The sequence below is a fragment of the Cellulophaga algicola DSM 14237 genome (assembly GCF_000186265.1).
Lineage (GTDB): Bacteria > Bacteroidota > Bacteroidia > Flavobacteriales > Flavobacteriaceae > Cellulophaga > Cellulophaga algicola.
Window position 1 is genome coordinate 3268630 of the sequence record NC_014934.1, and the last position, 26354, is coordinate 3294983.

26 protein-coding genes are annotated in these 26354 nt (G+C 32.3%); 2 read left to right on the forward strand and 24 right to left on the reverse strand.

Features of this window, described 5'->3' with window-relative positions; genetic code table 11:
- Positions 1-7: 7 nt before the first annotated feature.
- Complete coding sequence (locus CELAL_RS14115; RefSeq protein ID WP_013551573.1) at positions 8-748, forward strand: alpha/beta fold hydrolase; 741 nt, start codon at positions 8-10, stop codon at positions 746-748.
- Here the strand turns inward: CELAL_RS14115 and CELAL_RS14120 are convergent.
- From CELAL_RS14120 to CELAL_RS14135, 4 genes are all read right to left on the reverse strand, one after another.
- Positions 745-1554, reverse strand: coding sequence for an SDR family NAD(P)-dependent oxidoreductase (locus CELAL_RS14120; RefSeq protein ID WP_013551574.1), 810 nt, complete (start codon positions 1552-1554; stop codon positions 745-747). The genes CELAL_RS14115 and CELAL_RS14120 overlap by 4 nt on opposite strands.
- Before the next feature lie 111 nt (positions 1555-1665).
- A complete protein-coding gene (locus tag CELAL_RS14125) occupies positions 1666-2331 on the reverse strand; it encodes a hypothetical protein (protein WP_013551575.1) in 666 nt (221 codons plus the stop codon).
- 10 nt (positions 2332-2341) lie between these two features.
- Positions 2342-2827, reverse strand: coding sequence for a hypothetical protein (locus CELAL_RS14130; protein ID WP_013551576.1), 486 nt, complete (start codon positions 2825-2827; stop codon positions 2342-2344).
- 692 nt (positions 2828-3519) lie between these two features.
- Positions 3520-4545, reverse strand: a complete 1026-nt coding sequence (locus CELAL_RS14135) for a hypothetical protein (protein WP_013551577.1) — start codon at positions 4543-4545, stop codon at positions 3520-3522.
- Between the two features lie 302 nt (positions 4546-4847).
- Here CELAL_RS14135 and CELAL_RS14140 point away from each other — a divergent pair, with 302 nt between their 5' ends.
- Positions 4848-5240, forward strand: coding sequence for a hypothetical protein (locus CELAL_RS14140; RefSeq protein ID WP_013551578.1), 393 nt, complete (start codon positions 4848-4850; stop codon positions 5238-5240).
- Positions 5241-5345: 105 nt separating this feature from the next.
- Here the strand turns inward: CELAL_RS14140 and CELAL_RS14145 are convergent, their stop codons facing one another.
- The 20 genes from CELAL_RS14145 to CELAL_RS14240 form a co-directional block, all read right to left on the reverse strand.
- The gene (locus CELAL_RS14145) at positions 5346-6158 is read right to left on the reverse strand and encodes a VanW family protein (protein WP_013551579.1); all 813 of its coding nucleotides are present in this window, start codon (positions 6156-6158) and stop codon (positions 5346-5348) included.
- A gap of 76 nt (positions 6159-6234) precedes the next feature.
- Positions 6235-6648, reverse strand: a complete 414-nt coding sequence (locus CELAL_RS14150; RefSeq protein WP_013551580.1) for a hypothetical protein — start codon at positions 6646-6648, stop codon at positions 6235-6237.
- A 159-nt stretch (positions 6649-6807) separates the two neighbouring features.
- Positions 6808-7593 carry an SGNH/GDSL hydrolase family protein gene (locus CELAL_RS14155; RefSeq protein ID WP_013551581.1) on the reverse strand — a complete coding sequence of 262 codons (786 nt, stop codon included), beginning with the start codon at positions 7591-7593 and terminating at the stop codon, positions 6808-6810.
- A gap of 113 nt (positions 7594-7706) precedes the next feature.
- Positions 7707-8288: a hypothetical protein gene (locus CELAL_RS14160; protein ID WP_013551582.1), complete on the reverse strand. Its 582-nt coding sequence runs from the start codon at positions 8286-8288 to the stop codon at positions 7707-7709.
- Positions 8289-8527: 239 nt separating this feature from the next.
- Positions 8528-9163 (reverse strand): hypothetical protein, encoded by a 636-nt coding sequence (locus tag CELAL_RS14165; protein WP_013551583.1) that lies wholly within the window; start codon positions 9161-9163, stop codon positions 8528-8530.
- Positions 9164-9250: 87 nt separating this feature from the next.
- Complete coding sequence (locus CELAL_RS14170) at positions 9251-9595, reverse strand: hypothetical protein (RefSeq protein WP_013551584.1); 345 nt, start codon at positions 9593-9595, stop codon at positions 9251-9253.
- Between the two features lie 62 nt (positions 9596-9657).
- Positions 9658-11478: a leucine-rich repeat domain-containing protein gene (locus tag CELAL_RS21570; RefSeq protein ID WP_013551585.1), complete on the reverse strand. Its 1821-nt coding sequence runs from the start codon at positions 11476-11478 to the stop codon at positions 9658-9660.
- An 82-nt stretch (positions 11479-11560) separates the two neighbouring features.
- On the reverse strand, positions 11561-12208 hold the full coding sequence (locus CELAL_RS14180) for a hypothetical protein (protein ID WP_013551586.1): 648 nt from the start codon (positions 12206-12208) through the stop codon (positions 11561-11563).
- A gap of 168 nt (positions 12209-12376) precedes the next feature.
- Positions 12377-12784, reverse strand: coding sequence for a hypothetical protein (locus CELAL_RS14185; RefSeq protein ID WP_013551587.1), 408 nt, complete (start codon positions 12782-12784; stop codon positions 12377-12379).
- Positions 12777-13070 (reverse strand): hypothetical protein, encoded by a 294-nt coding sequence (locus tag CELAL_RS14190; RefSeq protein ID WP_013551588.1) that lies wholly within the window; start codon positions 13068-13070, stop codon positions 12777-12779. The genes CELAL_RS14185 and CELAL_RS14190 overlap by 8 nt, the downstream gene beginning before the upstream one ends.
- A 138-nt stretch (positions 13071-13208) precedes the next feature.
- Entirely contained in the window at positions 13209-14093 is an 885-nt protein-coding gene (locus CELAL_RS14195; RefSeq protein WP_013551589.1) for a hypothetical protein, read from the reverse strand.
- A 274-nt stretch (positions 14094-14367) separates the two neighbouring features.
- The gene (locus CELAL_RS14200) at positions 14368-15195 is read right to left on the reverse strand and encodes a hypothetical protein (protein ID WP_013551590.1); all 828 of its coding nucleotides are present in this window, start codon (positions 15193-15195) and stop codon (positions 14368-14370) included.
- A 213-nt stretch (positions 15196-15408) separates the two neighbouring features.
- Positions 15409-18183: a DUF6493 family protein gene (locus tag CELAL_RS14205; protein WP_013551591.1), complete on the reverse strand. Its 2775-nt coding sequence runs from the start codon at positions 18181-18183 to the stop codon at positions 15409-15411.
- Complete coding sequence (locus CELAL_RS14210) at positions 18180-19538, reverse strand: hypothetical protein (RefSeq protein WP_013551592.1); 1359 nt, start codon at positions 19536-19538, stop codon at positions 18180-18182. Before CELAL_RS14210 ends, CELAL_RS14205 begins: the two co-directional genes overlap by 4 nt.
- A gap of 125 nt (positions 19539-19663) precedes the next feature.
- Positions 19664-20554, reverse strand: coding sequence for a hypothetical protein (locus CELAL_RS14215; RefSeq protein ID WP_013551593.1), 891 nt, complete (start codon positions 20552-20554; stop codon positions 19664-19666).
- Positions 20555-20659: 105 nt separating this feature from the next.
- Positions 20660-21763, reverse strand: a complete 1104-nt coding sequence (locus CELAL_RS14220; protein WP_013551594.1) for a toxin-antitoxin system YwqK family antitoxin — start codon at positions 21761-21763, stop codon at positions 20660-20662.
- 144 nt (positions 21764-21907) lie between these two features.
- Positions 21908-23239, reverse strand: coding sequence for a DUF58 domain-containing protein (locus tag CELAL_RS14225; RefSeq protein WP_013551595.1), 1332 nt, complete (start codon positions 23237-23239; stop codon positions 21908-21910).
- A gap of 178 nt (positions 23240-23417) precedes the next feature.
- Positions 23418-24416: an AAA family ATPase gene (locus CELAL_RS14230; RefSeq protein WP_013551596.1), complete on the reverse strand. Its 999-nt coding sequence runs from the start codon at positions 24414-24416 to the stop codon at positions 23418-23420.
- Complete coding sequence (locus CELAL_RS14235) at positions 24406-25626, reverse strand: DUF4350 domain-containing protein (RefSeq protein ID WP_013551597.1); 1221 nt, start codon at positions 25624-25626, stop codon at positions 24406-24408. The genes CELAL_RS14230 and CELAL_RS14235 overlap by 11 nt, the downstream gene beginning before the upstream one ends.
- On the reverse strand, positions 25613-26308 hold the full coding sequence (locus CELAL_RS14240) for a DUF4129 domain-containing protein (RefSeq protein WP_245529635.1): 696 nt from the start codon (positions 26306-26308) through the stop codon (positions 25613-25615). Before CELAL_RS14240 ends, CELAL_RS14235 begins: the two co-directional genes overlap by 14 nt.
- Positions 26309-26354: the final 46 nt, after the last annotated feature.

Consider the following 26354-nt stretch of genomic DNA (forward strand, 5'->3'; position numbering starts at 1 on the left):
GGAACCTATGGAGAAAGACAAAGCTGTTAAGAATTCGAAAAAAGCGATTGTGTTTCTCCATTATTTTGGGGGTGATGCAGGAAGTTGGCAATGGGTATCTAAACACTTAAAAAGCGATTATACCTGCTTGCCTTTAACTCTTCCAGGTTTTGGAGGCACCTCCGTATCCGAAACTCCGTCTATTTCCAGTTTTTCAAAATTTATTAATGATGAAATTGCGACACTAGAGCTTAAGGATTATATCCTAGTAGGACATTCTATGGGAGGTAAATTAGCGTTACATGCGGCCTTACAGAATGTTGATAATCCACCAAGTAAAATTATATTAGTTGCTCCCTCTCCTCCTACAACAGAAGACATGTCTGCCCAAGAAAAGAAGCGCATGTTGAAACATACTGATAGGGCAGAAGCCATACAAACAGTGAAGAATGGAATTGTTAAATCTTTAAAAAAAGAACGCTTTGATTATGCCGTAAACTCGCAACTGAAAATAGCAGAAGTTTCTTGGCAATGGTGGTTAAACACTGGAATGAATAATTCTATTGCAACTCAAGTTATAAATTTAGAGACTCCAGTAAGTGTTATTTTTTCTATGGATGATTCTGTTATTAAAGATGTAGCGATACAAAAAGAGGTGTTGCCTTATCTTAAAAAAGCAACACCTATTCCATTAAATGGTATCGGTCATCTGATACCTCTAGAAGCTCCTAAAAAATTAGCACTTCTTTTAAAACAAATTATAGCTTAGAAAGCAGATTCTACCGCTCCACCATCCACGCGTATATTAGCTCCGTTGATGTAGGTAGCATGCTCAGAACATAAAAATGCAATAGTAGACCCAACTTCTTCAGGTTTTCCTCTACGTTCCATGGCAATATGTGGTCTCTTATTTTTTACAAACCACGCTACAGCTTCGTCTACAGAACAATTACGTTCTTCGGCTAAATCTTCCATCATAGCGTCTGTCATTGGTGTTTTTACGTATGCAGGTGAAACACAGTTAAATAAAATATTTTCTTTGGAGTAAGAACGTGATAAACACTTAGATAAGTTGATAATTCCTGCCTTACATGCGTTATACGGACTCTCTTCTTCGTAGGGTTGGTAGGCATTTTCGGAAGCAATCATAATCATTCTACCCCAGTTAAGCTCTTGCATTTGCGGAATAAAAGCCCTGGCTATACGTACGGCTCCCATTAAATCTACATCAATGGTTTGCATCCAGTCATCATCAGAAAGACTTAAAAAATCTCCCGCAGCTCCACGTGCACCTGCAGCATTAACCACAATGTGCGCTCCACCAAAATCATCTTTAATTTTTTTAGCTAAGGCTTTTACTTCTTCATTTTTAGTGATATCTGCCGTAATTCCGAAAATTTTAGCGTCTTTACGGGTTTCTTTTAATTCTTTAATAGTCTCATTTAAGGCTTCTTGATCTCTATCAGATAGTATGATGGTAACTCCCTCATCGACTAAAAAACCAGCGGTAGATTTTCCTATTCCTGAATCTGCTCCTGTTATAAGAGCAGTTTTTCCTTCTATATTAAATTTCATAAGCTTTTTTTTATTAATACTCTAAATTAGAGCCTAATAAAAAAGCAGACTAACTTTAAAACTATAGATGTTAACACAATAGGTTTTGCATTAATTTCTCAATGGATAGGGTTATTTGTTGCTCTGAGAAAGTTCCTTTTCCGTAAGTTTTCTAAAGGCGTACTTGTAACCTTCAAAAGTAGCTATGGCATAAAACAAAATATCCATAGGACTAAAAGTTTCAGACATAATAGGAATGGCTTGCGCATAGTCAAAAAGAACTAATGTTTCTAAATATCCTAATTCCTCATAGGTGGCGATAGCTCCAATAACACTCAAGAAATTCCCTAGAATACAACTTAATAAGGCTATCCCACCACCTAATAATCCAAATATTAGGTCAATTCCTTTGCCAAAATATCCTGTGGCAAGCCCTACCATTGCACCAATACCTATGGCCATGAATCCAATTTGATACCCAGTAGCAGTGGTGATGACAGCCCATAGTAAGGCTCCTATTATACCTGCACAAAGTCCGCCAAAAATAGCTGCTGGTAAATTTTGCTCCGCTTTTATTTTTACTAGATTTTCATCTGAAACTAAGGTTATTATGTCTTCACGCTGTAAGTGCTTGTCGTCATTTAAGCGCTCTTCTATACTAGTATCTAGGCTGTAATTTGAACATGTGGGGGCAAAATCTGCTTTTAAACCGGTAAGGTTACAAAGCATTCCTTGTTGCATATCTAGGGTACGATTGGTACATTTTTTACAAAATACTAAATGCTCTTCTCTAGTCATAGGGAGGGTTTTATTGAATGAGATGGGGTTTTAGTGTGGATGCATCAGTATGTAGGTTGCCAAAAAAAGTAAGCGTTTTCTTTTTGTAACTTAACTTGATTTTATTGATATTATTTTTTTTGATGTTTTTGAGTTGCTCTTTATTAATAATGTAATTTATCTTAGTGATCCAACATTTTGAAATGTTTGAAAAATTAGAATTTATTTCATCGCTATCAGAAGTAATCATAAAATTATTCTGACCATCACAAAACATAAGCTTAGTGCCTTTTGTGGTTCTAATTTTAATATGAGAAAGTACGGTTGTGTTTAGGAAATAATAGCCTGCTAAATTTTGAAAGCTCGTCCAAATTTGGCCTTCGTTTGATTCAGCTATTTTATTTCCGGGTATGTTTTGTATTAAATTTTCTGTAAAAGTATCTACATGGTTTCGTTCTAAAGCACGCATGTTACCAAATGCGGCCAGAACTTTATCAATTTTTTTTAAAAATTTCATTAAGTCTTGTGTGGGTTGAGAAGTGGTTGATTTTTTGTTTTATGCGGTGTTTTATTTTTACATAGATTGATGTGTATTTATTGCTTAGTTACTATCTAACACTATTCTTAGTGAGCTATGTTTTCTTTATTATTAAATATTTTTAAATGATATATAGAACCAATAACATGATGAGGTAGACGATGAGTTGTGCCATAAAGAAAAGTTTTTGGTGTACGTTCTTTGTAACAACTATTAATACATAGTGCTAGTTGGGGAGTAGGAACAGAACAAAGTACGTTATTGGTCATTACAGTGGTTGATAGCTGTTTTTAAGTTATTTCTTACGTATTTTATTTTGAGGGTAAAATTTCGTACGAAATTAAGTTATAACAATATTCGTGTGTATTTTCTGTATATTTCCTATTTAATCGATGAAGCGCATATTTTAACGATGAATAGGTGTTGTGAGTAAGCTACTTAGGGATTGTTTCTTTTTTATATAGAAAATAGAAAATACACGGATAGCTTGTTATTTACGTAGATTTACGTAGTGTTTATTTGTAGGAAAAATTTAATAAACAGGTAAAAAATCCTAGTAGGTTCTTGATGAGGAGTAGGATTATTTCAAATTTAACGAATCAAAATTCACATCTTTTTTAATTGGTTAGAACAATTAGTATCTCCCATTTTATTTAAAGTACAGTACCTATTTATTCTTTATTGTAGAATTCTTTAAACGTTTTAATGTCTAACCATCCTTCTTTTCCGTTTTTGGTAATTCGGTAAAACGAATTTGTTTTCTGACTAAACTGATTAAAATCTGGAATTAGGTGCTGAGGGAATATTCCAATCTGATCATCACTGTAGAGGTATATTAAGTGGTCTATAGTATTCTGCTCAATTTGATCATATACCTCAGGAGTAACTCTTTCAAGAGTTACACTTCCTTCTTCTTTAGAAAAGTTGGAGGGTCTAACTGGAGGAAAGAAGATGGTATCTTTAGTACTTTTACTAATAAAATAATCAGGTTTTTCTTTGGCTGACTTTTGATAAATTGCTTTATCAAAATCATAATAATAAATTTCACTTTTGCCGTACCGTATAATTTTAATATGATTGGGGAATTTTTTATATTGAGTATTTACACTCACTGAAATATAATTACCTCCGTCTAAAAAACTTAAACTATCTATAGCATCTGGTATGCCTTTGAAATGAAGTGTTATTTTTTCTTTTAATAGTCCAAAATTACCTTTAGTAATGATGAGAACATATTTTTTTAAATCTTTTAGATACTTTATGGAGTATTCTGTAGAATAGACCGTGCCACATGAAAATAGATCTGGTTCGGGAAAGGCATTAATTTTTGAGATGGAATTATCATAATAGTGCGGTCCAGTAGCAGTAAGAACCTCTAATCCGTCTTCTATAAAATAGACCTCTTTTAGTTCTGGTATTTTAATTTCTTCAAGCGTACAGGTTTTGTATATAGCAATAGAATCACTAAGAATAGCTTTTATAAAATTTGGAGTATAAAGAATAGTGTCATATTTTTTTTTCAAAACATTAATTCCTTTGGGATTAGTTAAGATATATTGATGTCCTTCTTTTTCAAGATTATAATATAGTGAACAGTAGGAATCATTATAGTTTTCTTGATTGGCTGTAAATGATAAGGAATACAGGTCATTTTGAGCATAACCGTTTATACAGCTAATACTATAAAATAGAAACAAAAAAAGTAATTTTAGGAGTGACATTTTATTTTTTTTCAAATTTCAGCATTTTTGATTTATTCTTATGGCATAAGGTAAAATGTTTATACTTATAAATACCACTAAAGGTTAACTTGTTTATTTCAGTTTACAATAGTTTACAATTTTTCTATAGCTTTTCTCATTCGTCTGTTTAGTAGATTTCTTTTTTTAAACCTGGTTATTCTAAGTAATTTCCTGATTAGTGGGGAATCGGATTTATGAATTGAATTATTAGTAGTATTTTTGAAATTCAAAAAAAAATCATTTATAATCCTTAGTTTATGCCATACCAAGATATGTTTGTTCTTTTCTGGGAACAAGTAAAAGAAAGTGTTCAAGAAGGCCGATTTGCTAAGTTAACGATGGCAAAGACTATTGGTAAGCCCGACTTGAAAAATATATTTTTGAGACCAATCTATTCTGATAAAGGCTTTAAAGTGTTGCTTAAATTTCGTTACAGATCTAGAGAAACAGAGGATCAGGAAGAAGTGCTAACCTTAGAGGAAGCTTTAGTAGTCTTAAAGCCATACCTTAGAAAGTCTTTTTTATCGGTGCTTTTATTTACTACAACAAAGGATGTTATGTTCAAAATAAACAGGAAAGGTATAGGTAGCATGACCGAAACTTCTCCTTCATTTCATCATGTTACCCAAGCTAAGAGTGATCTAGATTAGGGTTTACAGCATTATCAGTCTCTTAGTTTATATTGTTTTACATGACAAACCTATCTTAACAGGTAATTAGGAGGGTATAGTTGTAGTGGTCAGCTATAGTAGTGGTTATTCTTTTTTATTTTGAAGGAACGGATTGTACATCATGATGGCATGGTTTTCTACAATCATTGATTCTGTTTCTGCTTCACCCGTATTTATAATTTTAAATATTTGGTTGTGCCTAGAGTAGCCTCCCCAATATTGTTGTTTAATTTGATGATTGCGTTCTTCAATTTTATAAGATTCCTTTATTTCATTATTAGAAAATAATTCTCCGTTTAAATGTGTTTTGTCTAACCATAGTTTAATTATGAAACTATGCTCTGTTTCATTTTTCACCTGCAAGTCAATATAATTATAGGAGAGTGTTGCTCCCGCACCAAAAGGTACTTTTCTATTCACATCAGGGAAAACATCAAACCCATGCCTGTAGCGTTCTGTAATGGTCAGTGGACTATGAGCAAAAACCCAAAATAGGAGATTACCTAACTGACAGAGTCCGCCACCAATATCACGATCTATGGCCCCGCTTTTTAAAACCAAACCTTCTAAATATCCTTTTCTCTTGGTGGGGCGACCAACAAGTTTCCAGAGTGAGAAATATTCATTGGGTTTTATCTCTATCTCATGCAAATGTTTTATAGCAATACTAAGGTTTGTTCTTTTATTTTCTTGAAGATACATATCCACATCTTTAAGCGGTCTTAGCACAAGAGATCTGTGTTTAAATACAGAATGGGTAAAACTTGTATTGCTGGTTGTGTTCGCATATTTACGGTCAGTAAAAACCCAATGATACCTTCGTTTAAGAATAAAATATTCTTTGCCCAAAAGTTGTCTTAATTGCCCACGTTGTTTAGGTTTTTCAATTTCGTTCAAGAGTATGTGTTTTTAAGTTTTTAGCTCAATCTAAATATGTAAAGGTCTTATAAAGATACGATTTATACGTTTTTGGCTAGCTCCATTTTTGTAACGTATTTTTTATTTGCATTCGTTCCATAGAGAATGTTTTTGATTTTTGGTCCAATAGGGTAATCATCTGGATGTTTTTTATAATTAATTCTGATGCATCTAAGTTTAAATTCCCATGATGCTCTCTACTTTTTTTAATAAGTTTAAACACTAATTCTATTACCTTTTCAAGGTGATCTTCATTCATGTTTTGAATTAGGGTAGTGAAATCATCAGGCGCTATTTCTGAAATTTCTGATATAGAAATATTAAATTCATTTTTTAATGTTAGCTTAATATGGTCCAATGCGCTTTCTTCATTTCCAGTTTCAAAATCATTAACCTTACGGATAAGATTTTTAAGAACTTCTGTTAATCGTTGTACTTCACGTAAGATAAAATCCTTTTCTTCAATCAAAATTTTTAGGTTTTAAATGGTACTATTTTTTTAGAACAACTGAATTATAGAACTTTCAGTAGTCTCGAAAAATAAAAGTAATCGTTATTTCTTTATGAGCTTGTAGTTTTCTTTGAAAATTAAAAACGTCAATAATTAGTTGAAATGATTTATACCATTTTATCGCTGTAGTGCAATTTTAATATCTGGAGATTCAAGTATAAAATTAGAAATATCTTTTGCCCAAATTTGATATGTAGTTTTTGAGGGATGCACCCCATCACTAAAAAAATTAGAAGAATGTATGTTAAGGTTATAGCGGTTGATGAGATCTACAGAGCTTACTGGACGGGTATAATAGTACACATTATCAAAATTTTTAACCACTTTTTCTAATTCGTTACCTAGAATTGTAACTAGATTACCAATAATAAACTTTATTAAAGCTGTAAATGCAGGAAATTCTTTAATAGGGGGCATATTGGTAAAAACCACAGGAACTCCTTTAAATTTTAGTTGGATACTTTTTATAAGAGTACGTATATCTCTATTCCATTTTTTAGGAGAGTTTAATTCAAAGGCATCATTGCCGCCGAGTCCTATCACAATAATATCAATAGATTTTTCCGTAATAGTGCCTATAATTTTATCACACACTTGTTTGGCAGTGTAACCACTTTTGGCATAAACTTTCCATTCAATATTGGTCTGTAATGCTATAGCTAATTCATTAGCTAAATTACCTGTAAAACCTTCTTGATGTGTAGCGACACCTACACCAGCAATAGTACTTTCTCCTATGGTTAGCATGCGGAGAACTTTTTTAGAGGCAATAGAAGTTATCCCTTTAGGTCCTCTTGCTTCCGGTAATCTAGGAACATTTTTTTTTATTTTTTTTCCTTGAAAATAGAGTAGGGGTAAAAGAGGAATGGTGATGATGGCTCCTAGAATATAATTTAGGTTCATTTTTTTAAGTATAGGGTCAATATAACAATATGAGTTGTAAAATGGGTACTAGCTTCTTTTTTTAGGTCGTGTGTATTTCTTTTTTATCTCCCAATCAACGCCAATGTTCTTCTCTATTGTTGTAGACCAAATAGCAATGTTGATAAGAGTCCCAATACCAGCCCTCCAAAAATTAAACCAGCAGAAATTATAATTAAAAGAATTAAGAGTATGGTTATGTAAAAGGGTTGACTTTTTTTAAGTTGAATAAAAAATGAATTTTCGGGAGTACTATTCGGGAGTACCTGTGATATAAACCCTTCAATTTTTGAGCTACTAGAACCCTCAAGTATTCGTATTTCATAATCGCCCTCTTTTACCGTAAAATAAAATAATTTTATCTGTCCTTGCTTATAGCTGTTTAACTGTGTCCGAAAAAGGGGTGTATTAAGCGTTACGTTCATTTTAGTAGCGGTATTTATGATACGTGGCTCAAACTTGGTTACAGGCGTTTTTTTAAGTAATGGCCCTTTAAGCCAGATCGCATATATCCCAGCTTCTTTTATATGAAAATGGTGACTGGTATATTGGTATGGAAATTCTAAAACTGAGTGTTGATTAAATTTTTTTCTCAATTTTTTGATGGCGAAAACTAATAAAATGATACCTAAAGGAATGCAAGAGAAGAATAGTATTTTAACAAGTATTGTGATCATTAATAAGGAGTTAATTTAGTGTAGGTTGTATCATTTTATAAATGATAGCAACAGACTTATTTCTGTCTATTTCAATGGGTAAGTTTTAGAAGCGTTAAGATAGTCTATAGTAGAAATTGTTGCAATAGCTAACTCATTTACATTTGTGAGTACTATATCTTGATTTTACCATCTTTTCCATGCTCTTCTGCAGCTCTTTTATATTATCTACAAACGATAGCTAAGAATATAGTTATTATTTAATGCTTACTGTTTTTGCCATACACTTCTGCCCAATAGCCAGTGTTCTCTTTTATTTTAGCTTTTAAAATTTCTCGTACTTCTTGTTCTAGTTGTTGCTTTTCTGCTCCTAATACAAAATGACTTTGGTACATTTTTTCAGCTTTAGCTATATAATCGTTCTTTAAGTTAAGTTCATGCTCCGATTTTGGATTTGTATTTAAAAACGTCATCCCTTGGTGTACCGTCCAATCATCTACATACGTTTCTATGTATAATTCAGTCGTTCTTAGCACTAATTCACCATTTGTATCAAACCTATACTGCTCTTTTCTAAAACCATACGGATACTTATTTTTTTGCATTCGGTCTGCACTTGCCCAATAGGAATAGAAAATGATGCTGTTTTCAATTATTTTATAGGTGCCTAGTTCAATATTCTCACTGCTACAATCCCCATCAAAATCTGAAAGAATAAGTGAAGCTAATTCTTTATCGCCTGTAAAAAGAGTTAAAGTTTCTGTTTGTGTATCCTCATTAGTGCTTGTGGTCCTAAATTCTACTACCTTTCCTTGAATGTTTATCCTCTCTACTTGTGAAATAGATAGCTTAGGTAGCAAGAGTATTAAAAGTATTAAAATTTTTAGATAGGTCATTTTAGTTTTCTATTTTTTTTGTTTCAGTTGTGTAGAAGTGAAACTATCTCTTTAAAGTTTCGCAAGCCTCTTTTTAAATTTAGGGTTTTAAAATACCCTATTCATAAAATTAATATACCCGTTACAAAAATCATCACAGCAACCTCCCATTTGGCAATTTATGTATAAGATAGGGAGTATAAATAGGGATAGAAAAGAGAGGTCTATGAAAGCAACTTTATAGTGTTTTTTATGAAGTCTCTTAATTAAATCTATACTAAAACCAATCACTAAAACTGTAAGGATAAAAAATAACATAATGGCAATGCCTAAACCTACATCTGTAGGGTGTTCTTTACGGCTATTTGCTTCGGACTCCATTAGAAAATAAGCGTAGAGTGTCACCAATGGTAAAGCAATGATGACTATCCTTACTATTATTTTTTTTAACATTTCCATTTTATTTAAAAGTACATAAATTGTTTAATGTTTAGAAACGAGTCTAACCACTATAGTTATTCTAACGCAATAGATGTTAATATTATTTTCATATCGGCTTTTGAACTTTTATAGGGACCATCAAAGAAAGTATGTGTATTGCCTCTAAACGTAATGTCATAAGAACCATCATCATGTATTTTAATGGTTTCTGCAGCAACAGCTATATCCTCTTTAAGTTGTTTTTTATCTTCATGTACTGCGTATTCTTTTATAAGCTTGTCATAATCGCCATACCCAGAACTATTGATAGTATTTGCCAGTAAATAGAGGAATGCTATATTTTTAGTATTCAATGAAGAATAGCTTTTAGCAAGGTCTGTCCTAATCCTTAAGCGGTCTTTGTTCACTGTAGTACCACTAAAGGAATGATAAGGATAATCAACCAAAGCTAAATTTAAATATTCAATAGCTTTTGGGTAGTTTTTAGCAGAAAGATATGAGTCTGCCAAAGCATGGGCAGCAAGGTGACTTATGTTTTTAAAGTTGATGATTTCTGTGTTTGAAAGAGAATGTATGGTTTTAAAATTATCAGGAATCTCTGAAAGATGCATAAGATAATTTAAGGGTGTAATATATTCAGACACGTTATATCTATCAATATTTACTTCTAAACTGATGACTATTTCTTTGTACTTTATATTTGAAGAAAAGGGCGCTAATTGGCTTAATTCATACGCATGCATACGAAGGGCATCTGTTACTACATTATGGTATAAACGAAACTTCTCTTCCTTCTTTAATTTCTCTAAGCGAATTCTTTCTAGTTCAGTATACTCTTGTTTTTCTTCTAGGCTACGTTCTGCTGCTTTTTTCTCTCTCTTGGCTTTTAATCGCTCTCGGTCTTTTATCATTAATTCGGCTCTGGAAGGATAATACACTTGAGGGTCTTTTTCAACATCATAACATCCCATCGCAATAACAGCTTCTGGAAGTTCTGTAATATCGTTTTCTTTCAGGTATAAGGCGCTAAGCTTTAAATTACCCAAAGAGGCAGGTATACTCGTAAGTTTATTGGTGTTTAAATTTAAACGTTTCAGTTTTGTCAAGTTACCAATATCGGCTGGCAAGCTAGAAATTAAATTTTTTTCTAAGCTCAATGATTCAAGGTTTTTAAGTGCTGTTATCGTAGCAGGAATACTTTTTAAATGATTATACCCAGCGCTTAAATCTTTTAAATTAGATAATTTTCCTATGGAATGTGGCAATGAAGAAAGCTCCGTTTTATTAAGCCAAAGTGTTTCTAATGAAGCTAAATTGCCTACTTTTTCTGGCAATTCTTTTAACGGATTAAATTGTAATTGTAAGACCGTTAAGCTCTGTAGCTTTGAGATATCCTTAGAGATTTGTGTAATTGTATTACTTGTTAGGTCTAACTCTTTTAAGTTTAGAAGATTATAAAATGATTTAGGAAGTACGCTTAACCGGTTGTCTCTTAAAGTTAATTTTTCAAGTTTAGCTAACTTATCAATTTTCTTAGGGAGCGTTGAAATCTGGTTTTTATCTAATCTTAGGTCCTTTAACTCTTTTAAATTTAAAATAAATTCTGGTAGTTGGGTGAGTTTATTTTTATTGGCAACTAGTTTTTCCAAATGTTTTAAATTACCTATTTCTTCTGGTAGTTGGGTTAACAGATTATTGCTTATATCTAGCGTTTTAAGATGTATTAACGCTCCAATACTGCTAGGTATTTCCGTTAAGTTTTTAGAAGATAAATCTAAATACTCAATACGTTCCGGAGTTTGTAGCGCCTCTTCTAATGAATAACTGTTTTTTTGTGCTGTTGCACTATGCGAGAAAATGAATAGAAACGTCATGAAACCAAGTATTTTAGTCATGTATTGTTTTTATGCTTAGCCTATGAATTATAGCTATTTAGTAAATATAGAAAAAGATAGAAAAAAAGGCAGGTATCTACTTTTAATATTGCTGCATTTTATTCAATTTGTCTTTTCTCATGGCACGTCTGTCATAACTTTGTATATACAAATTGCTTATTTCGGGATATTGTTTGGCAACAATAAGTGCTATTGTAGCTTCTTTACATTCTCCTAAACTTCCACAGGGGAGACTGTCTTTATGAATTCTGGTTCTAAAAGAAAATTCATTACGTTTAAACGTGTACTTAATATATAAGTCGGCGTAGCTATCAGATACGGGAAATACCTTAGTTACTTTAGCACTTATAGTGTCTGCATACGCTAAAAGTTCAGATTCATGTTTTGGGAAACCATCAATTATTATTTTTGAATTAGAAGGATCTTTTCGGTCATAGGCTACGTTGTAAAAACCATTAATTATAGGATTTGCAGTTCTAACATAATCGGGCCATCCAGCGTCATCCGGATCACTAGCCTCATATAGTATGCCGTTAACATAAAATCGATAGTCAAAAGAGCCACCTTCACCGTAAGATACTTCAGTAAGCTTTCCTCGCGTAATGCTTTTGTTTTCTAGGAGCGAAGCCTCACCTTTATACGTGCTATACAATCCAAAGAAAATAAAAAGCACTAAAGCAGGGAAGACAATGTCACGGAATTCAATATTTTTAAGGGTAATACTATTCACTCATTACTATTTAATAAGAAACTATGCAAAAGAGGGGGCGTTACTGAAAATGAATATAGAACACAACTCAATATTTTCTATAAGATCCTATTTAGATTAACTACTAATTTAACTCTTTAGGTACCAATTACGCCATAAAAACCAAGCTAGGCATATTTTGTAATAAAGTTACTTTTTTAGCAATAAATCTAGCTTTCTTTGTAAGACAGTAATATCTTCATCTGCAATGATTTCTTTTAAGAGCTTAAGCGACTTTAATTTGCCCGCTTCTTTATAATGGATAATTATTTTTCGTTTCTCAATATTGTAACCTTCTAAATCTTTATATAAAACCATTTTTTTATTAATAAAGCCAGCCTGAAAAACTAAGTGTTTTTCATAAAATTTAAATGCTTTTATATTCATATTTAAAAAACCAATAACAATAAAAAGTATCCCAAAAATTAATGGCATTAGAACCAACGTTTTTGTCATAGCAGAAATAATTAATGTTCCCACAAGGAAAATTCCTCCTAACATAAAGGATTTGTTTTTTGCTTTAGAGCTTAATTCTATTTCTTCAGTTATTTTATCCATAGTTTTCTTTATTAAATTTAATTTCTTCTAAATCGTTGACTGTTTTTTTGACGCCCATTATTCCTACCATTCCTAACGGTATAAATAAGACGCTTCCAATATAAAAAATGATACTTCCTACTTTGGTTTTGTTTAAAATCATTAAAACAATACCCGCAATACAAAAGAGATAGGCTATAAGTGTTGGTATAAAAAGCATACTATAGTGCTCTGAAAACCCTGTGTAGGCTAAAATTAAAGCATTGAGTGCTAGTCCTAAATAAGCTAATGCATTTATTTTATACATATTAATTTTTTTGTACGTATGTTTTACTTTTCATCGGTCTAGACATAAATTCTTTGTTCGATAAAAAGTATATTGAGAAAATAGAACGTATTGCGGTAGGGTTTAGTGTTTAATAATGGTTTATAAACACAATATTTTTTAGATCACCACCTCTCCATTAGCGATTTCATTAATTAAAATAATCAAGGGTGCTACAAATTCAGCATAATAGGGAGGAATTATGTGGTTTTCTTTTCCTGCATTAATGACATCTTTCTTATCAGTAACAGTTGCTAAATTGGAGCGAATTGCATCCCAAGTAGAAGTAACACTATCTTGCATTAAGTCACGACTTGTGATACCTTTTGGAGTAAGAACTAAACCATAAGCGCCCCCAAATAAAGGTTTGTCAACCATTCCAAATTTTATGTCAGAAACACTATGTTTTTCAGAAAATTTCCTCATTTTCTTTTCATTTTCTACGTAACTTTTTAAAACATCTTCTAGTTCTAATTCTTTAATCCGTTCTTTAATATTAGACGTTTTTATAATCTTTTCTGGAAGATAATTTAGTTTTTGAAGTTGCGGTAGGGCAATGCTTAAAACATTTTTTAAAGCAGCTTGCATTGCATTTAATTGTTCTTCTGGTACTGATAATTTATTCTTAATTAGAAAATTTTTCCAGACGTTTGTATTTATTTCTTCTGGTAAATTCGTCTGAGTGAAAAAATTGACTGCTGCCTTTTCTGCTTTTAACAAGCCTGGCATATCTGTTTGTGATAAAACTCTAAAGTTGGTAATTAAAAAACCTACACTATCTCTTTTTCCGGTAATAAGCGTTTTTGCATGTACTCCAATAAACGCTAAAATGTGCTCATTAGGAATAAGACCTAAAGGCTCAAGTATTTGTTTGTTTGCTATTTCAATTATCTTTAAGTAATCATCCCAAATAGGATGTTCCACCTCTGAAAGAAATAAGATTTGTTGTGTAGCTTCAGTACTGTTTTGGAAGTAATTAATTAGATCATTTGTGATATTTTCCATAGTGCTTTTTATCTTTGGTATTTGGTTTAATTATTAGAACAAAACGGTATTCTGGATAAAAATAACTGTTATTTTCTATTCTTGTTTCTGATTTTTAGTAAATACAGTTACTTGTTACTAACATTAGTGGTTTGTAACTTTCATTTTACCTCTTAAACGCTAGAACAGACTACTAGTTTTGTTATAAAACACTTATTACTTCAAACGGGTTTTTTAAAAACGGTGGTAGAGAAATAAGTTGTATCGAGAAATCTTTTGAGTTTTCAATTTGTTTTTAATCCGAACTATAGGAATCAATAGATTCTTCTTCTTCTTCTTCTTCTTTCCAATCTCCAACCCATCTATTGGGAGCTACCTGTACCATAACAGGAACCCCTTTTGCGTAGGTCGTTTTTAAGTATCCAACGATGGCTAAAGTAAGTACAACGATAAAAAAAACTAACACGAGAGATACCCAAAAAGGAACCTCATTTCCATTTAAAAGGCCATAAATAAGCAGCGCATCAAAACCAATCATTAAAAAAGGCAAGAAGAAATAGAAGCCTGCTTTTTTTACGATAGAATAGTATGTATCCATGTTTTTGTTAAAAGCAAAGAGTAGTTCACCAATAAATAGGAAGGAAAAAATAAAGCAGAAAATAAAAGTTCCTGCTAGTTTAATAAATAACATAAACCCTAGAGTAATGACCTTATCATCTAATTTGTTGTAATTGATTTTATAGGCATCTCCAAGCTCTAAATTTGTGGTGGAGAAGTCCAGTTCTCTTTCAATAGTCTGACCATATTTGGTAGTAAAGCTTACTGTTGGGGTGTACATTGTTTCATATTTATCCTCGTCAGAATCATAAACTTCTTCTTTAGAGTAACTACTAACCGTTGCGGTGTAATTTTCGCCAGATACTAATACAGTAAAGGTGTCTTTGAGCGTACTTATGAAAATACTCCCTGAGAAGATAAAAAAAATATTAATACTAAATAAAATTAAGCCTATATAGCCATAGGTAATACAACCACTTTGGGAACCGAGTCTCTTTACAACTAGAATAGTAAATATGGAGGTAGCTAGAATAAAAGCGGTGGAATAGATAGGGTCAATGGCCATTTTTTTTATTGAAATTAGAGCTAATTTTAAATCTTTAGTTGGTATTGTTAATTAAGAACGAAAAATTCTGGATTAAATTTTCAGTCATTTTTTTGTTTTAATTCCGAGCTTTATGTGTAGTTTAAAATAAAGTGAGACCACAAAACAAAACATACAGACCTTTGGGAAAAACCCTTAGCTAGTATCGTTTATTGCTATCGTTTCTGATAATTACTAAACTGCTAATATCTTTTTAACCTCTTTTTTTACTGCATTCTTATCTGACATAGCTTCTAATTTTTCTTTTATTTTTTCTGGAATTTCTGAGCCAGTAGATTTTAAGATTTCATAGTAGAAATGTAAAATGTTTTTAAAACTTTTTGGTAGGTTTTCAGGATCTATATGCGCTAAAATTTCTTGAAGTGTATGGTGAAGAACAGCTACATATTTTCCGCCCATTTGGTGCAATTGTTCAAACTGTTCGCTGACTCTTTTAATTGGGAAAGGATGATGCTCATTACATAGCATTTGAGTAACGAATTTAGAAAATAGCGGTAGGTCCAAATAGTCCGCTTCAATCAATTCTAGTAGCCATTCTAATGCAGTATTTCTTACTGTGGTATTCCCTGCAAAAAGACTTAAGCATAGAAACATCATTCCGTTTTGTTCAAGTGGAATTGGGTTTTTTATACTCTCAAGCAGTGCTGCCATGGTAGATTTACTTTCACGTGCTTCCATCTCAGAAAGAAATCTGTAGTTGTTCAGTATCAACGAGAGGTATAGAGGTTCTTGGTAATAGCGGTCTTTAAGAAACCAATGTGATACATCTGCAATTATGTATTCATAATTTAATAAGTAATAAGAAAAATGATTTACGTCAACCACTGTTTCATCATCTCTAGTGTATGCTAAGTCAAATGTTATGTTAGCCCATTTATAGCTGCTACTGTCAGAATATCGCATTCCGAATTTAAAGAGATCTTTAGCTTCTGCCGTCCACCATTTTGCTTTTTTTGTTAAGAAAAAGTCTATGGCTTCTGGGCTTTTAGATTGGTTTTTGATGACAAAGGCAGTGAACCAGCTATTTTCTAAATTCTTTATTTTTTTAGGGTCAAAAGTTGCTTTTTTATCTAAAATATAGTTCAGTATATCTCTATACTCAGATTTGTTTTCTTGAGGCTTATTATACTCAGACCACCTATTTAGTCGGTTTAATGCAATATTAAAATCAGTTTCATTTATAGATATTTTGTTTTGCTCGTATACATAAAGTCTTTCAAAAAAGACATTGATATCTATTGATCCATTTGTATGTGTTGGGGTACTAAAAAGTACTATATCTTTATCTTCTCTAATGGTTTTTGCTATAAATGACAAGCGCCCCAATAACCTATAAAAGGTCAAGAATCTAACCTCGGTATAGTCATGTAAATATTTACCTGTCCCTTTTTGGGTTTTCCAGTTTTTTATTTCTTCTTCAATGGTTACTTCTTCAGGATCTAGCCAAATACAGATTAGTTTGGCTACAAAAATATGATGAACACCTTCTCTAGCAGTAGCTTCGATATGCATGCTCTCTGTCATTCTCTTTGCCATTTTTAGAGCAGAGCCTAAAGCCTTTTTCTGCGTGTCCTTTATATGGTAAAAGCGTAAAAGTCCTTCTAGAAATAATTCATAATCTAAGGCATCTTGACTTTTTAGCACTTTGGTACATAGAAATATAAAATCGTCTTCAGTGGCTATATATTCTAATTTTTGAAGCGCAGAACTAGGTAGGGGAGTGTATTTTTCTTGTTTATATTTTTCATAGGGAATCTCTAATGCTAAATCTTCGCTAGATAATAGAAATGCCAAGGCAGATTTTGTTTCGCTGTGCATGGTACTTATAAAAGGCTCTAAAGCTTCACTTAAAACCTCGTTGTTATTTTCTAATAAGCTAAACACTTTAACAGCTTCTTCTTGAATACTAGCTTCTTCTTGAACAAATATGGGGACTAAATTTATACACGTTTTTTCTAAAAGAGTTTTGTCTTTCTGAAGCTTTTTATAAAGCATGCCCAGTGCAAGTCTTAATCCGCCATTAAACTTTTTGCGATACACGATACCATCTAAAGAGTCGATAAAATAAGACCAATCGAAAGTTTTATCAGTAGAAATTTGTTTTAATATTTTAAGACTGAAATTGCTGATTAAATTTATATCATTATGCAGTAATTCTATGAATTGTGCTTGACAAGCCAGATTTTCTTCTTTAGTAAATTTGAGTCCGACGTAAACGTTTTTAACCCAAGATTGAGTGCTTTGTTTTAGCGTAGGGTTGTTGAATGCTTCAAATATTTTCTGCTGAACTTTGCCTTTATCTAATGTGCCGTCATTTACTAATTTTAAAATAATAGCACCAATATTTAAATCGCGTTCTAAATAAAAAGCGCCATCAACACCAAGTTCCATTTCAAAAACAGCCATTAAAATATCTAAGGTAAACTGATCTTTCGGAAAAATACGGTCTACCTTTTCGGCAGCTTCAGGTTTTAATTTTTCTGTAAAATGAGATTTGTGCCAAACATTAAAACGAATTAAGCAGGCTACAAAAATTTGCCTATCAAAAGGTACTTTTTTCTTCTCAAATAAAGCTTTAATAACCGTGTAAGGTATGTATGTGAGAAAACTTTCAGGGCTTGCTATATCTGCCTTAATCTCTTTATACCTGCTTTCTGGTTTTTGTAAGTCATAAAAAGATAAAACTTCGTCGATTTCAATATCACTTAAGACAGAAACATCAAGGTCTATTTTAGTTAAATTTAAAACCCCCTGAGAGCTGAAATTTAATAAAGAAATCATTGTATTTTGAACCTGAGAAAGTGTTTTTCTTTTTACTTCATCATATTGTTTTAAATGCTCAATGAAAATTTTTCTATCCTCCCATTCGTAACCTAAAAACCATTTCTTAATTCCTGTGATTTCTTCTTTGGCGAGTTTTTCTTCAAACATCTTTATTACTCCGCTCATAATTCTAGTTCTTCTATTATTTTTTCAATTTCTGTTTGCTCCTTATTCTTTAAGATTTTACCCACTAAAATATGCTTACAATCTCCTCTTTCATTTTGGTGGCTGGCATACCAGGTACAGGTGCATTTAGACTTCTCTTTCGATAATACTACTTTATGATAATGACCACTGCCTTTGACCTCAATCTCTTTATTTTTTACTAGCCATTTGTAGTCACCTTTATTAATGATTTTTAAAGCATTTTTATACCTAGGGTTTAAGCTTTCGATCCTGTTCATTTTAAAAGGCAGCTTTCTATAATAATAAACTTGGTCAGTAAGGTCAAAACCAAGTAAGCCCATAGAAGCCAGCCTAGTGGCAACATTTTTAAAATCTGTTGTACTTAGCTCTTGTAAGTGATTGTCTTTTAAGCTAAATTCTTCATGTATTTTGGCATAGTTATCTAATTTGTCTAACCAAGTATCGGGTACATCATCTACTAAGTAACTTAATACGGTGCCTTCGCCCGAAAAACCTCGCCAAAAACTTCTAGAAAGCATAAGTGTAAAACGCATATTTTTCATTTGAAACTCAAATGCCGTGGCATTTTCTGTTTCCATAGCGTATATGGTTAACGAATCGGCTAGGTTTACCAATCCGTCAAGTAACCTTAATCGATGTACACCACCAATACAGATACTCTTAGGCGATTTAACCGGTGATAGATTTGGTCTTCTACCTCTTAGACTTAAATGATAATCGTCATTGATGTTTCCTTTTGGTACGCTTCTAAAAAGTAATTGAATTTGGAGTTTATCTAGTTTTAAAAATGGCGTTAATTCTGAAGCTAAAATTTGAACGGTTGCCATACCTTTTATCCACCGTAAGGGTAAAGAGACTTTTTTTTCTACGACGCTATTATTATCTTTTTGCAGCACAAAATCTTTTTCTCCGATAGAAAAAAATACTTCTTCATTTTTTCTGATTTTACTTAAAGCAGAAATCATTTCAGTATTAAAATCTACGTTTGTGGTGCCTTGCTGTAAAAAATCACCATCTAAAGAAGCGGGCAGTAAATCTACTTTTGCATAAACACTACAACAAGATGAAAAGGCTTCTAATCTCAATTTATTACCACCGGCAGTAATTACAGGATCTCTTAAAGAACTGCCTAAAGGCATATAGTTGGCGGCAACAACTTTAGAAAGTGTAAGCAAACTTCTTGCTACTAGGTATGGGTTATTAAGCTTGCCCCAAAAGAAACAAGGTGTTTCAGCTTGCGAGTATTCTTCATTAAAATGAGCTAGAAAAAGTCTACTTTCTTTTTCTGTTTTTTTTAAGCTAGAAACCTGGCTGTACTGATATGAGATATTCATATTGGTTATTTAGATGTTTTTTTTTGAGAATATTAAATATATTATATGGATTTTCGACCTTATAAAATTACACAAACTCTTTAAAAAAGCACCAAACCACTATCTTAATTATGGGTTCTCAACTCTTAATTAATCGTGCTTTCTGGAGAGTTTTCTTGGGTTTCTGCCGCAGCTAGTTCCTTTTCAAGGAGCTTAGGCTCTACCCATTTCTTGTAAATGAAAAACTCAGTAATAGGGAAAAGTAGCACGAGAAGTGCCAACATATATAAGGGCTTGATAATAGCGCTGTATTGGTTGTCTAGCAAAGAAGTAAACCAATCGTTTAGTTTTTCTAAAACAACTTGCTCAATATCTTTATGACCTACAGACATTAAGAAATCCATTGCCGCACTAAAGTCACCATAAGTAATCACTTCATCCATATTGGTATGCGCTGCATGGGCAATTGCAAAATTAAGCATGGCATACACTCCTGCTTTGTAAATATCTGTACCGTATTTTGTAATTAAATAATCAGCTATTTTATTTTTCCCTGAATCTATGAGCGAATAGCCAGAGTTATGGTTTTTTGATTCTTTTCTCAATTGAAATATAAACTCATCAGACCGGTCTTTGGTATCTATGGCAGTGGCTTGTATTTCGCCAATGAAATTATTTTTAGCTTCTTCGGTTTCAAAGGCAAAACCTAAGGTGTTCGTGTAAATTCCAGAAACAATGTTTGTTTTCTCTTTTTCTAAGCATTTATAAATGCCACGGATAAGACCTATTTGTCCAAAAATATATAAGAAAGATAGTATGATTATAGGGATGTATAATTTTACAGCCCAGTTATAATATTTTGGTTTTCTTTTGAGTAGTTTTTTCTTTGCAATGACGATAGAGTAGGTCAGTGAAATAGCAAAGCCTAGGAATAGAAATAAGAGGGTGTTAAAAATTAATGTGCCTGAATGTGGAATTACGGTATCTCTTACTATACTCCAAATAAAAGGCCAATCTACTTTTTCTAAATATTCCATAGCTATTTTTAGATAACTTACAATTAGCTTGCTTTAGTATTTTTAAAGCAAAAAATAACCACTAAGTGTTCTTATTATTTTACTTAGTGGTTGTTTTTTTTTGTCTTAATTGTATTTTTTCTCGGAAACAACATTTCCATTTTTATATTCTGTTTCTTTAGAAATCTTTCCGTTAAGCTTATAGTATTTCCATAGACCCGTTTTTTCATGGTTCAGATACTCACCTTCACTTTCAACTTTACCAGCAGCATTATACGTCTTCGCTGGACCTTTTCTTCTACTATCCTCAAAAGTGTACATGTCTTTTAGCATTTTATCATCTGTATAACTTTTCCATTCACCAGATTTATAGCCCATGGTAAACTGTCCTTCAAGAATAAGTATTCCATCTTCAGAATAGAGTTGGTAAGCACCATTACGGTGACCATCTTTAGAATCTGCGATTTCTTTTTTAGTACCGTTAGCATAAAAATTAACTAGATTTTTTAAATAACTAGCGTCATATTTTTTCTCACTGAGGATGATTCCTGCAGAGCTATAGTATTTACAAGTACCATCTAATTTATTGTCTTTGTAAAGTTCTTCAGATTTTAATTTCCCATTAGAGAAATATTCCTTTTTAGAATACTCTTTAGCATCAGAGTAATTTTTTTCCCAAATTAAACGGCCGTCTTCTGTTTTTTGATTCCATTTGCCCGTGGCTTCATTATCTTTATAATAAGATGTTTCTACAAGTTTTGTTCCGGTACTGGCATCCTTGAGGTGTGCTACCCATTTACCATTCTTTAAATCACTACTGTAAGATTCTATTTTTTGAAGAACGCCTTTATTCGTGTAGGTTTTCCATTCGCCATCTTTGAGGCCATTTTTATACATGAAATCTTCATATACTTTACCATTGGAGTAGTAAGATGTGCTTTTGCCGTTTGCTTGCCCATTCTCATTAAAGGTAATTTCTTGTTCTAATTTCCCAGTGAAATCAAAATCTTTCTTAGTACCTACCATTTTTCCGTTTTTAAAAGTAGCTTGCGTGTAGGCACCACTATTTTCTGCAATTTTATAAGCTCCCTCTAGCGGTTTTTCATCTGACTTAAAAATTGTTTCTTTTCCGAATCTTTGGGTGTCTACATCGTTCCACATCAAATAGGTTTCTTGTGCTTGTAGGGTAGACACAATTAAAAGTAATAGGATAAAAAGGGTGTTTTTCATGGTGGTAGGTATTCATTAGTAAGTTCTAAAAATAAAGCTAAATAATTAATATCCTCAATTTTAAAACTATTTTCTATCGATAAAGTAGATTTTAAACTCTTCTAAGGCATAGATAATCGGTCTTTATAGTCATCAGAATGTTGGTTATAACAGCCCTCTAGCTTTTATCTCTAAGTACTTATTGATGGTGTTTATGGTAAGGTTTTCTGGTTTTGTAAGTATGGTTTGTATGCCATATTGTTGCAGTTCTTTCTGCATTAATCGTTTTTCTAAAGAAAATTTTTCAGCAATAGTCTTATGATATATACTTTGAATGTCTTCTGCATTGGTTTCTATAAGTTCTTTTAGTTCTGTGTTCTCAAAAAAGATGACCACTAAGACATGTTTTTTAGCAATAGCGGTTAAAAATGGAAGCTGTCTGCGCATGGCAGAAATATGTTCAAAATTGGTATATAATAAGAGTAGACTTCTGTGGTTTACTTTTCTTTTGATATGTGCGTAGAGCAAGCCAAAATCAGAATCTGTAAAGGCTGTAGTTACGTTATATAGTTTTTCTAAAATGGTATTTAAATACGTGATTTTTTGTACAGCAGGTAGAAAAGTTTCAATCTTTTTAGAGAAGGAAATCATGCCTGTTTTGTCGTTCTTTTTTAAAGCAACATTAGAAAAAGCTAAGGTAGAATTTATAGCATAATCTACTAATTTAAGTTCATTAAAAGGCATTTTCATAACCCTTCCAGTATCTATAATAGAATAGATAGGCTGCGATTTTTCATCTTGGTATTGGTTTACCATAAGCTGACTTCTTTTCGCAGTAGCTTTCCAATTTATAGTTCTAAAATCATCACCAGCAATATATTCTTTAATCTGTTCAAACTCTTGGGTGTGCCCAATTCTGCGAATTTTTTTAAGTCCAAATTCCGTTAGATTATTACTCATTGCAAGGAAATCATACTGTTGCATTTGAATAATACTTGGGTACACAGGTACCATTTCATCTTTCTGAAATAGATACCTGCGCTTTACCATTTTTAGATGGGAAGAAACAAAAATATTTAAATTTCCAAAAACATATTCCCCACGGTCTACAGGACGTACGGTATAGTCATATTGTTTTTTATCTCCTTTGAGTAGTGTAGTCGTATAGTCAAAATCTCTTTTTTGAAACTGCACTGGCAATTCGTCTATTATACTGATAAGGACTTTAAAAGGATAAAAACTTCTAAAATTTAAGGTGATGGTGTTGTGATCGCTATTGGATAATTTCTGAGGGGTTATTCTGCTAGCTTCTATGCCTTTTTTTGTACTGTATACCAAAAAGAGGTCTAAGAAAAATGTAGCTAATAATAAGAAGGTTGTTATCCAAGCAATAGGATAAAGCCATTTTACCCAGTACGACACAATAAATAACGCTGATAAAATAGCGATATACCTAAAAAAGGAATTATGTATGTAAAACGATTTTAAAAATTTCATTTGCTTTTTATTAACTCTAATTCTTTACTGTTTAAAAACAGTAGTTAGTTTTGGTTTTTAAGCCTTTTTTTTTGAACTTACCATCAACCATCAACCATCAACCATCAACCATCAACCATCAACCATCAACCATCAACCATCAACCATCAACCATCAACCATCAACCATCAACCATCAACTACCGAGGTATCTCTACAGATTCCATGATCATTTTTATCACACTATCGGTACTCATACCTTCCATTTCACGTTCTGGAGTTAGAATAACACGGTGATTTAAAACAGGAACTAAGGCTCTTTTAATATCATTTGGAATTACAAAATCACGCCCATCAATGGCAGCAAAAGCTTTGGCTGCATTTAAAGTAGCAATACTAGCTCTTGGAGAACCTCCTAAATACAAATGTGGGTGGTTACGGGTTTTAGAAATTACTTCAGCGATATATTTTATAATTTTTTCTTCAACTACAATCTCTTGAATCTTTTGTTTAAAATCTATTAATTGCGTTGGTGTAATTACAGCGTTAATTAATCCTTGTGGTTTGCTTCCTTTACGTTCATGATGTGTTTGTATAATTTTCACTTCTTCTTCTAACGTAGGGTATTCTACTTTAATTTTGAATAAAAAGCGGTCTAATTGTGCTTCTGGTAGGGCGTATGTACCTTCTTGCTCAATTGGGTTTTGAGTTGCTAGAACCATAAACGGGGCATCTATTTTATAGGTGGTACCATCCATAGTTACTTGTATTTCTTCCATGATCTCAAACATGGCCGCTTGCGTTTTAGCAGGAGCACGGTTTATTTCATCTATCAACACGATATTAGAAAAAATAGGCCCTTTTTTAAACTCAAATTCAGCTGTTTTTACGTTGAAGATAGAGGTGCCCAAAATATCACTAGGCATTAAATCTGGTGTAAACTGGATGCGACTAAAATTGGTTTTTAAAGTTTTGGCAAAAAGTTTTGCGGTAACCGTTTTTGCAATTCCGGGAACACCTTCAATCAATACATGCCCATCTACCAAAAGAGAAACAATAAGCAGTTCTATAAAATTTTCTTGACCAATGATTACTTTGGCTAATTCTGCTTTTATAGCATCTACCGCATTTTTTAAATCTTCTAAGGGTATTCTATTATCAAAATTTAAATCGCTTGTATTTGTTTCGTTATTTTCCATGGGCGTTTGCTTTAAAATTTTCTATCGCAGTATTCAACTTTATTAATTCTGCGTCTGTTATATGTTCTTTATGCTTTAGACTACTGAATATTGAAAATAAGTCTTTAATTTCATACGCTTCATGATGTGTTCTTGCTGCGAGATTTTGAAAAAAGTCTTCATTAACCTCTAACGTATTCAAATAAAAGTGAGACCGAATATATTCTAGAAAGAAGGCTATTTTATGATGCGCAATAGATTTACGATCTCCTTTTTCATAATACATTTCTGCTATGGTTCTCGTAAATGCTAAAGTCTGGTTTTGTAATGGTTTTACAATAGGCACTGCTCTTTGTTTACGCTTGCCTTCAAACAACACATAAACTAAGGCCCCTATAAGAATCATATAATACGCCCATTTTAATTCTTTTGTATTTAAAAAGATATACATAGGGGAGGAGTAGAATTTTTTACCACTCTTATAATATGCATCGATATAAATAGGATTTTCGTTATTTAAATAGGATAATAGTCCTGCAGTGTAATTCCGGTTGTTGTCTTTTAAAATAAAATAATTGGTAAAAGCGATAGGGAAGGTGGTTAGTATTATATTCCCCTTACCAAATTTTTGTTGGATAACATTTGGGTGTGTTTCAAAATCTGTTCCGTTGCCTGATGCATTAGAAACCTCACCAATCACAATAGTATTTAGCGTATCTAATTGGCTAAAATACATAGTGCTATAACTTTTCTTATATTGATATTTTATTTTCGAATTTAATTGAGGGTTCACTAAGCGGTGTTGAAACTGATGTTCTAAGCCCTCATCACCATAAAGACTCTTGGTTTCTAAATGTAGCGTGTCTAACAATTCTTTTTCAAAATTTGAAGACGCAATAAATAGGGTGTTTCCTTGAGTGGTCCAATCTAAAAGTGTTTCTAATTCTGTTTTTGAAAATGAAACGGAATTATTGATAAATACATACGTATTTTCTTTAGTATCTATCTCTTTTAGAAACTCAAAAGGAGGCACGGAGACAGGTAAAGTTGTCGTAAATTTCTTTTCAAAAATATCATTTAGGACCTTTGTACCATAGGGAATTTTATGCTGTGCCACATAAGATGGAAACCAGTTGAGCGCTTCTTTTTTGTTATATTCTAAGTACAATATTAGTGCGAAAGTAAGTGCACCTATGATGATGTAAATAATACTTTTTTTACGAATTTTCATGGATGTTTTTTTTAAGCGTGGAAAAAGCCATTGCTGCTTTTTGATACTTGGTTTCATCTATCGTAAAATCGCCATACCAGATATATTCATAAAGACGGGTACTAGCTTTAAAAGGTGTTTTTAAGTGCTCTTTATTTATCTCATTAAGATAATCAGAATTTGTTTTTTGTAATTCCCATGCTATAATATCTTTTTCGGTAAGTAGCTTTAAAATCATTAAATAGGAGTATCGAATGGCTAAGCGGTAGTCTTTATTAGCAACGGCATTTGCGATAAGATCATCAATATTTTCATTTTTGATAATATTTTCTTCATCAGACAACCCAACGATATTCCCGTTTGTAGTAGTATTCTGTTGACTCCTTAAGTTTGCATTTATAAAAAAGCGAATGAGTATAAAGATTAAAAAAACGATAAGCAAATAAGGAAGTAGTCTTAGAAAAAAAGATAAGGGTCCTACAGCAGCATCAATACCAAAAATCCATTCAAATATTCGGGTAATAATATTTTGAAACCACGCCCAAACATCATCAAGCCAAGTTGGTTCTTTTATCTTCTCTTCGTAGTTAAACGCAGCATCATCTTTATACGCACTCAAGTCGTCTTCAGTAATCTCTTGAGTACTTAATTGTGAATCATCATAGCGCACCACAAGAGTGTCCTGCTGTGCTTGTAAGGGCATCAAAAGACAAGTTGTAGCGAAAAAAATGAATAGGAGTAGCTTCATA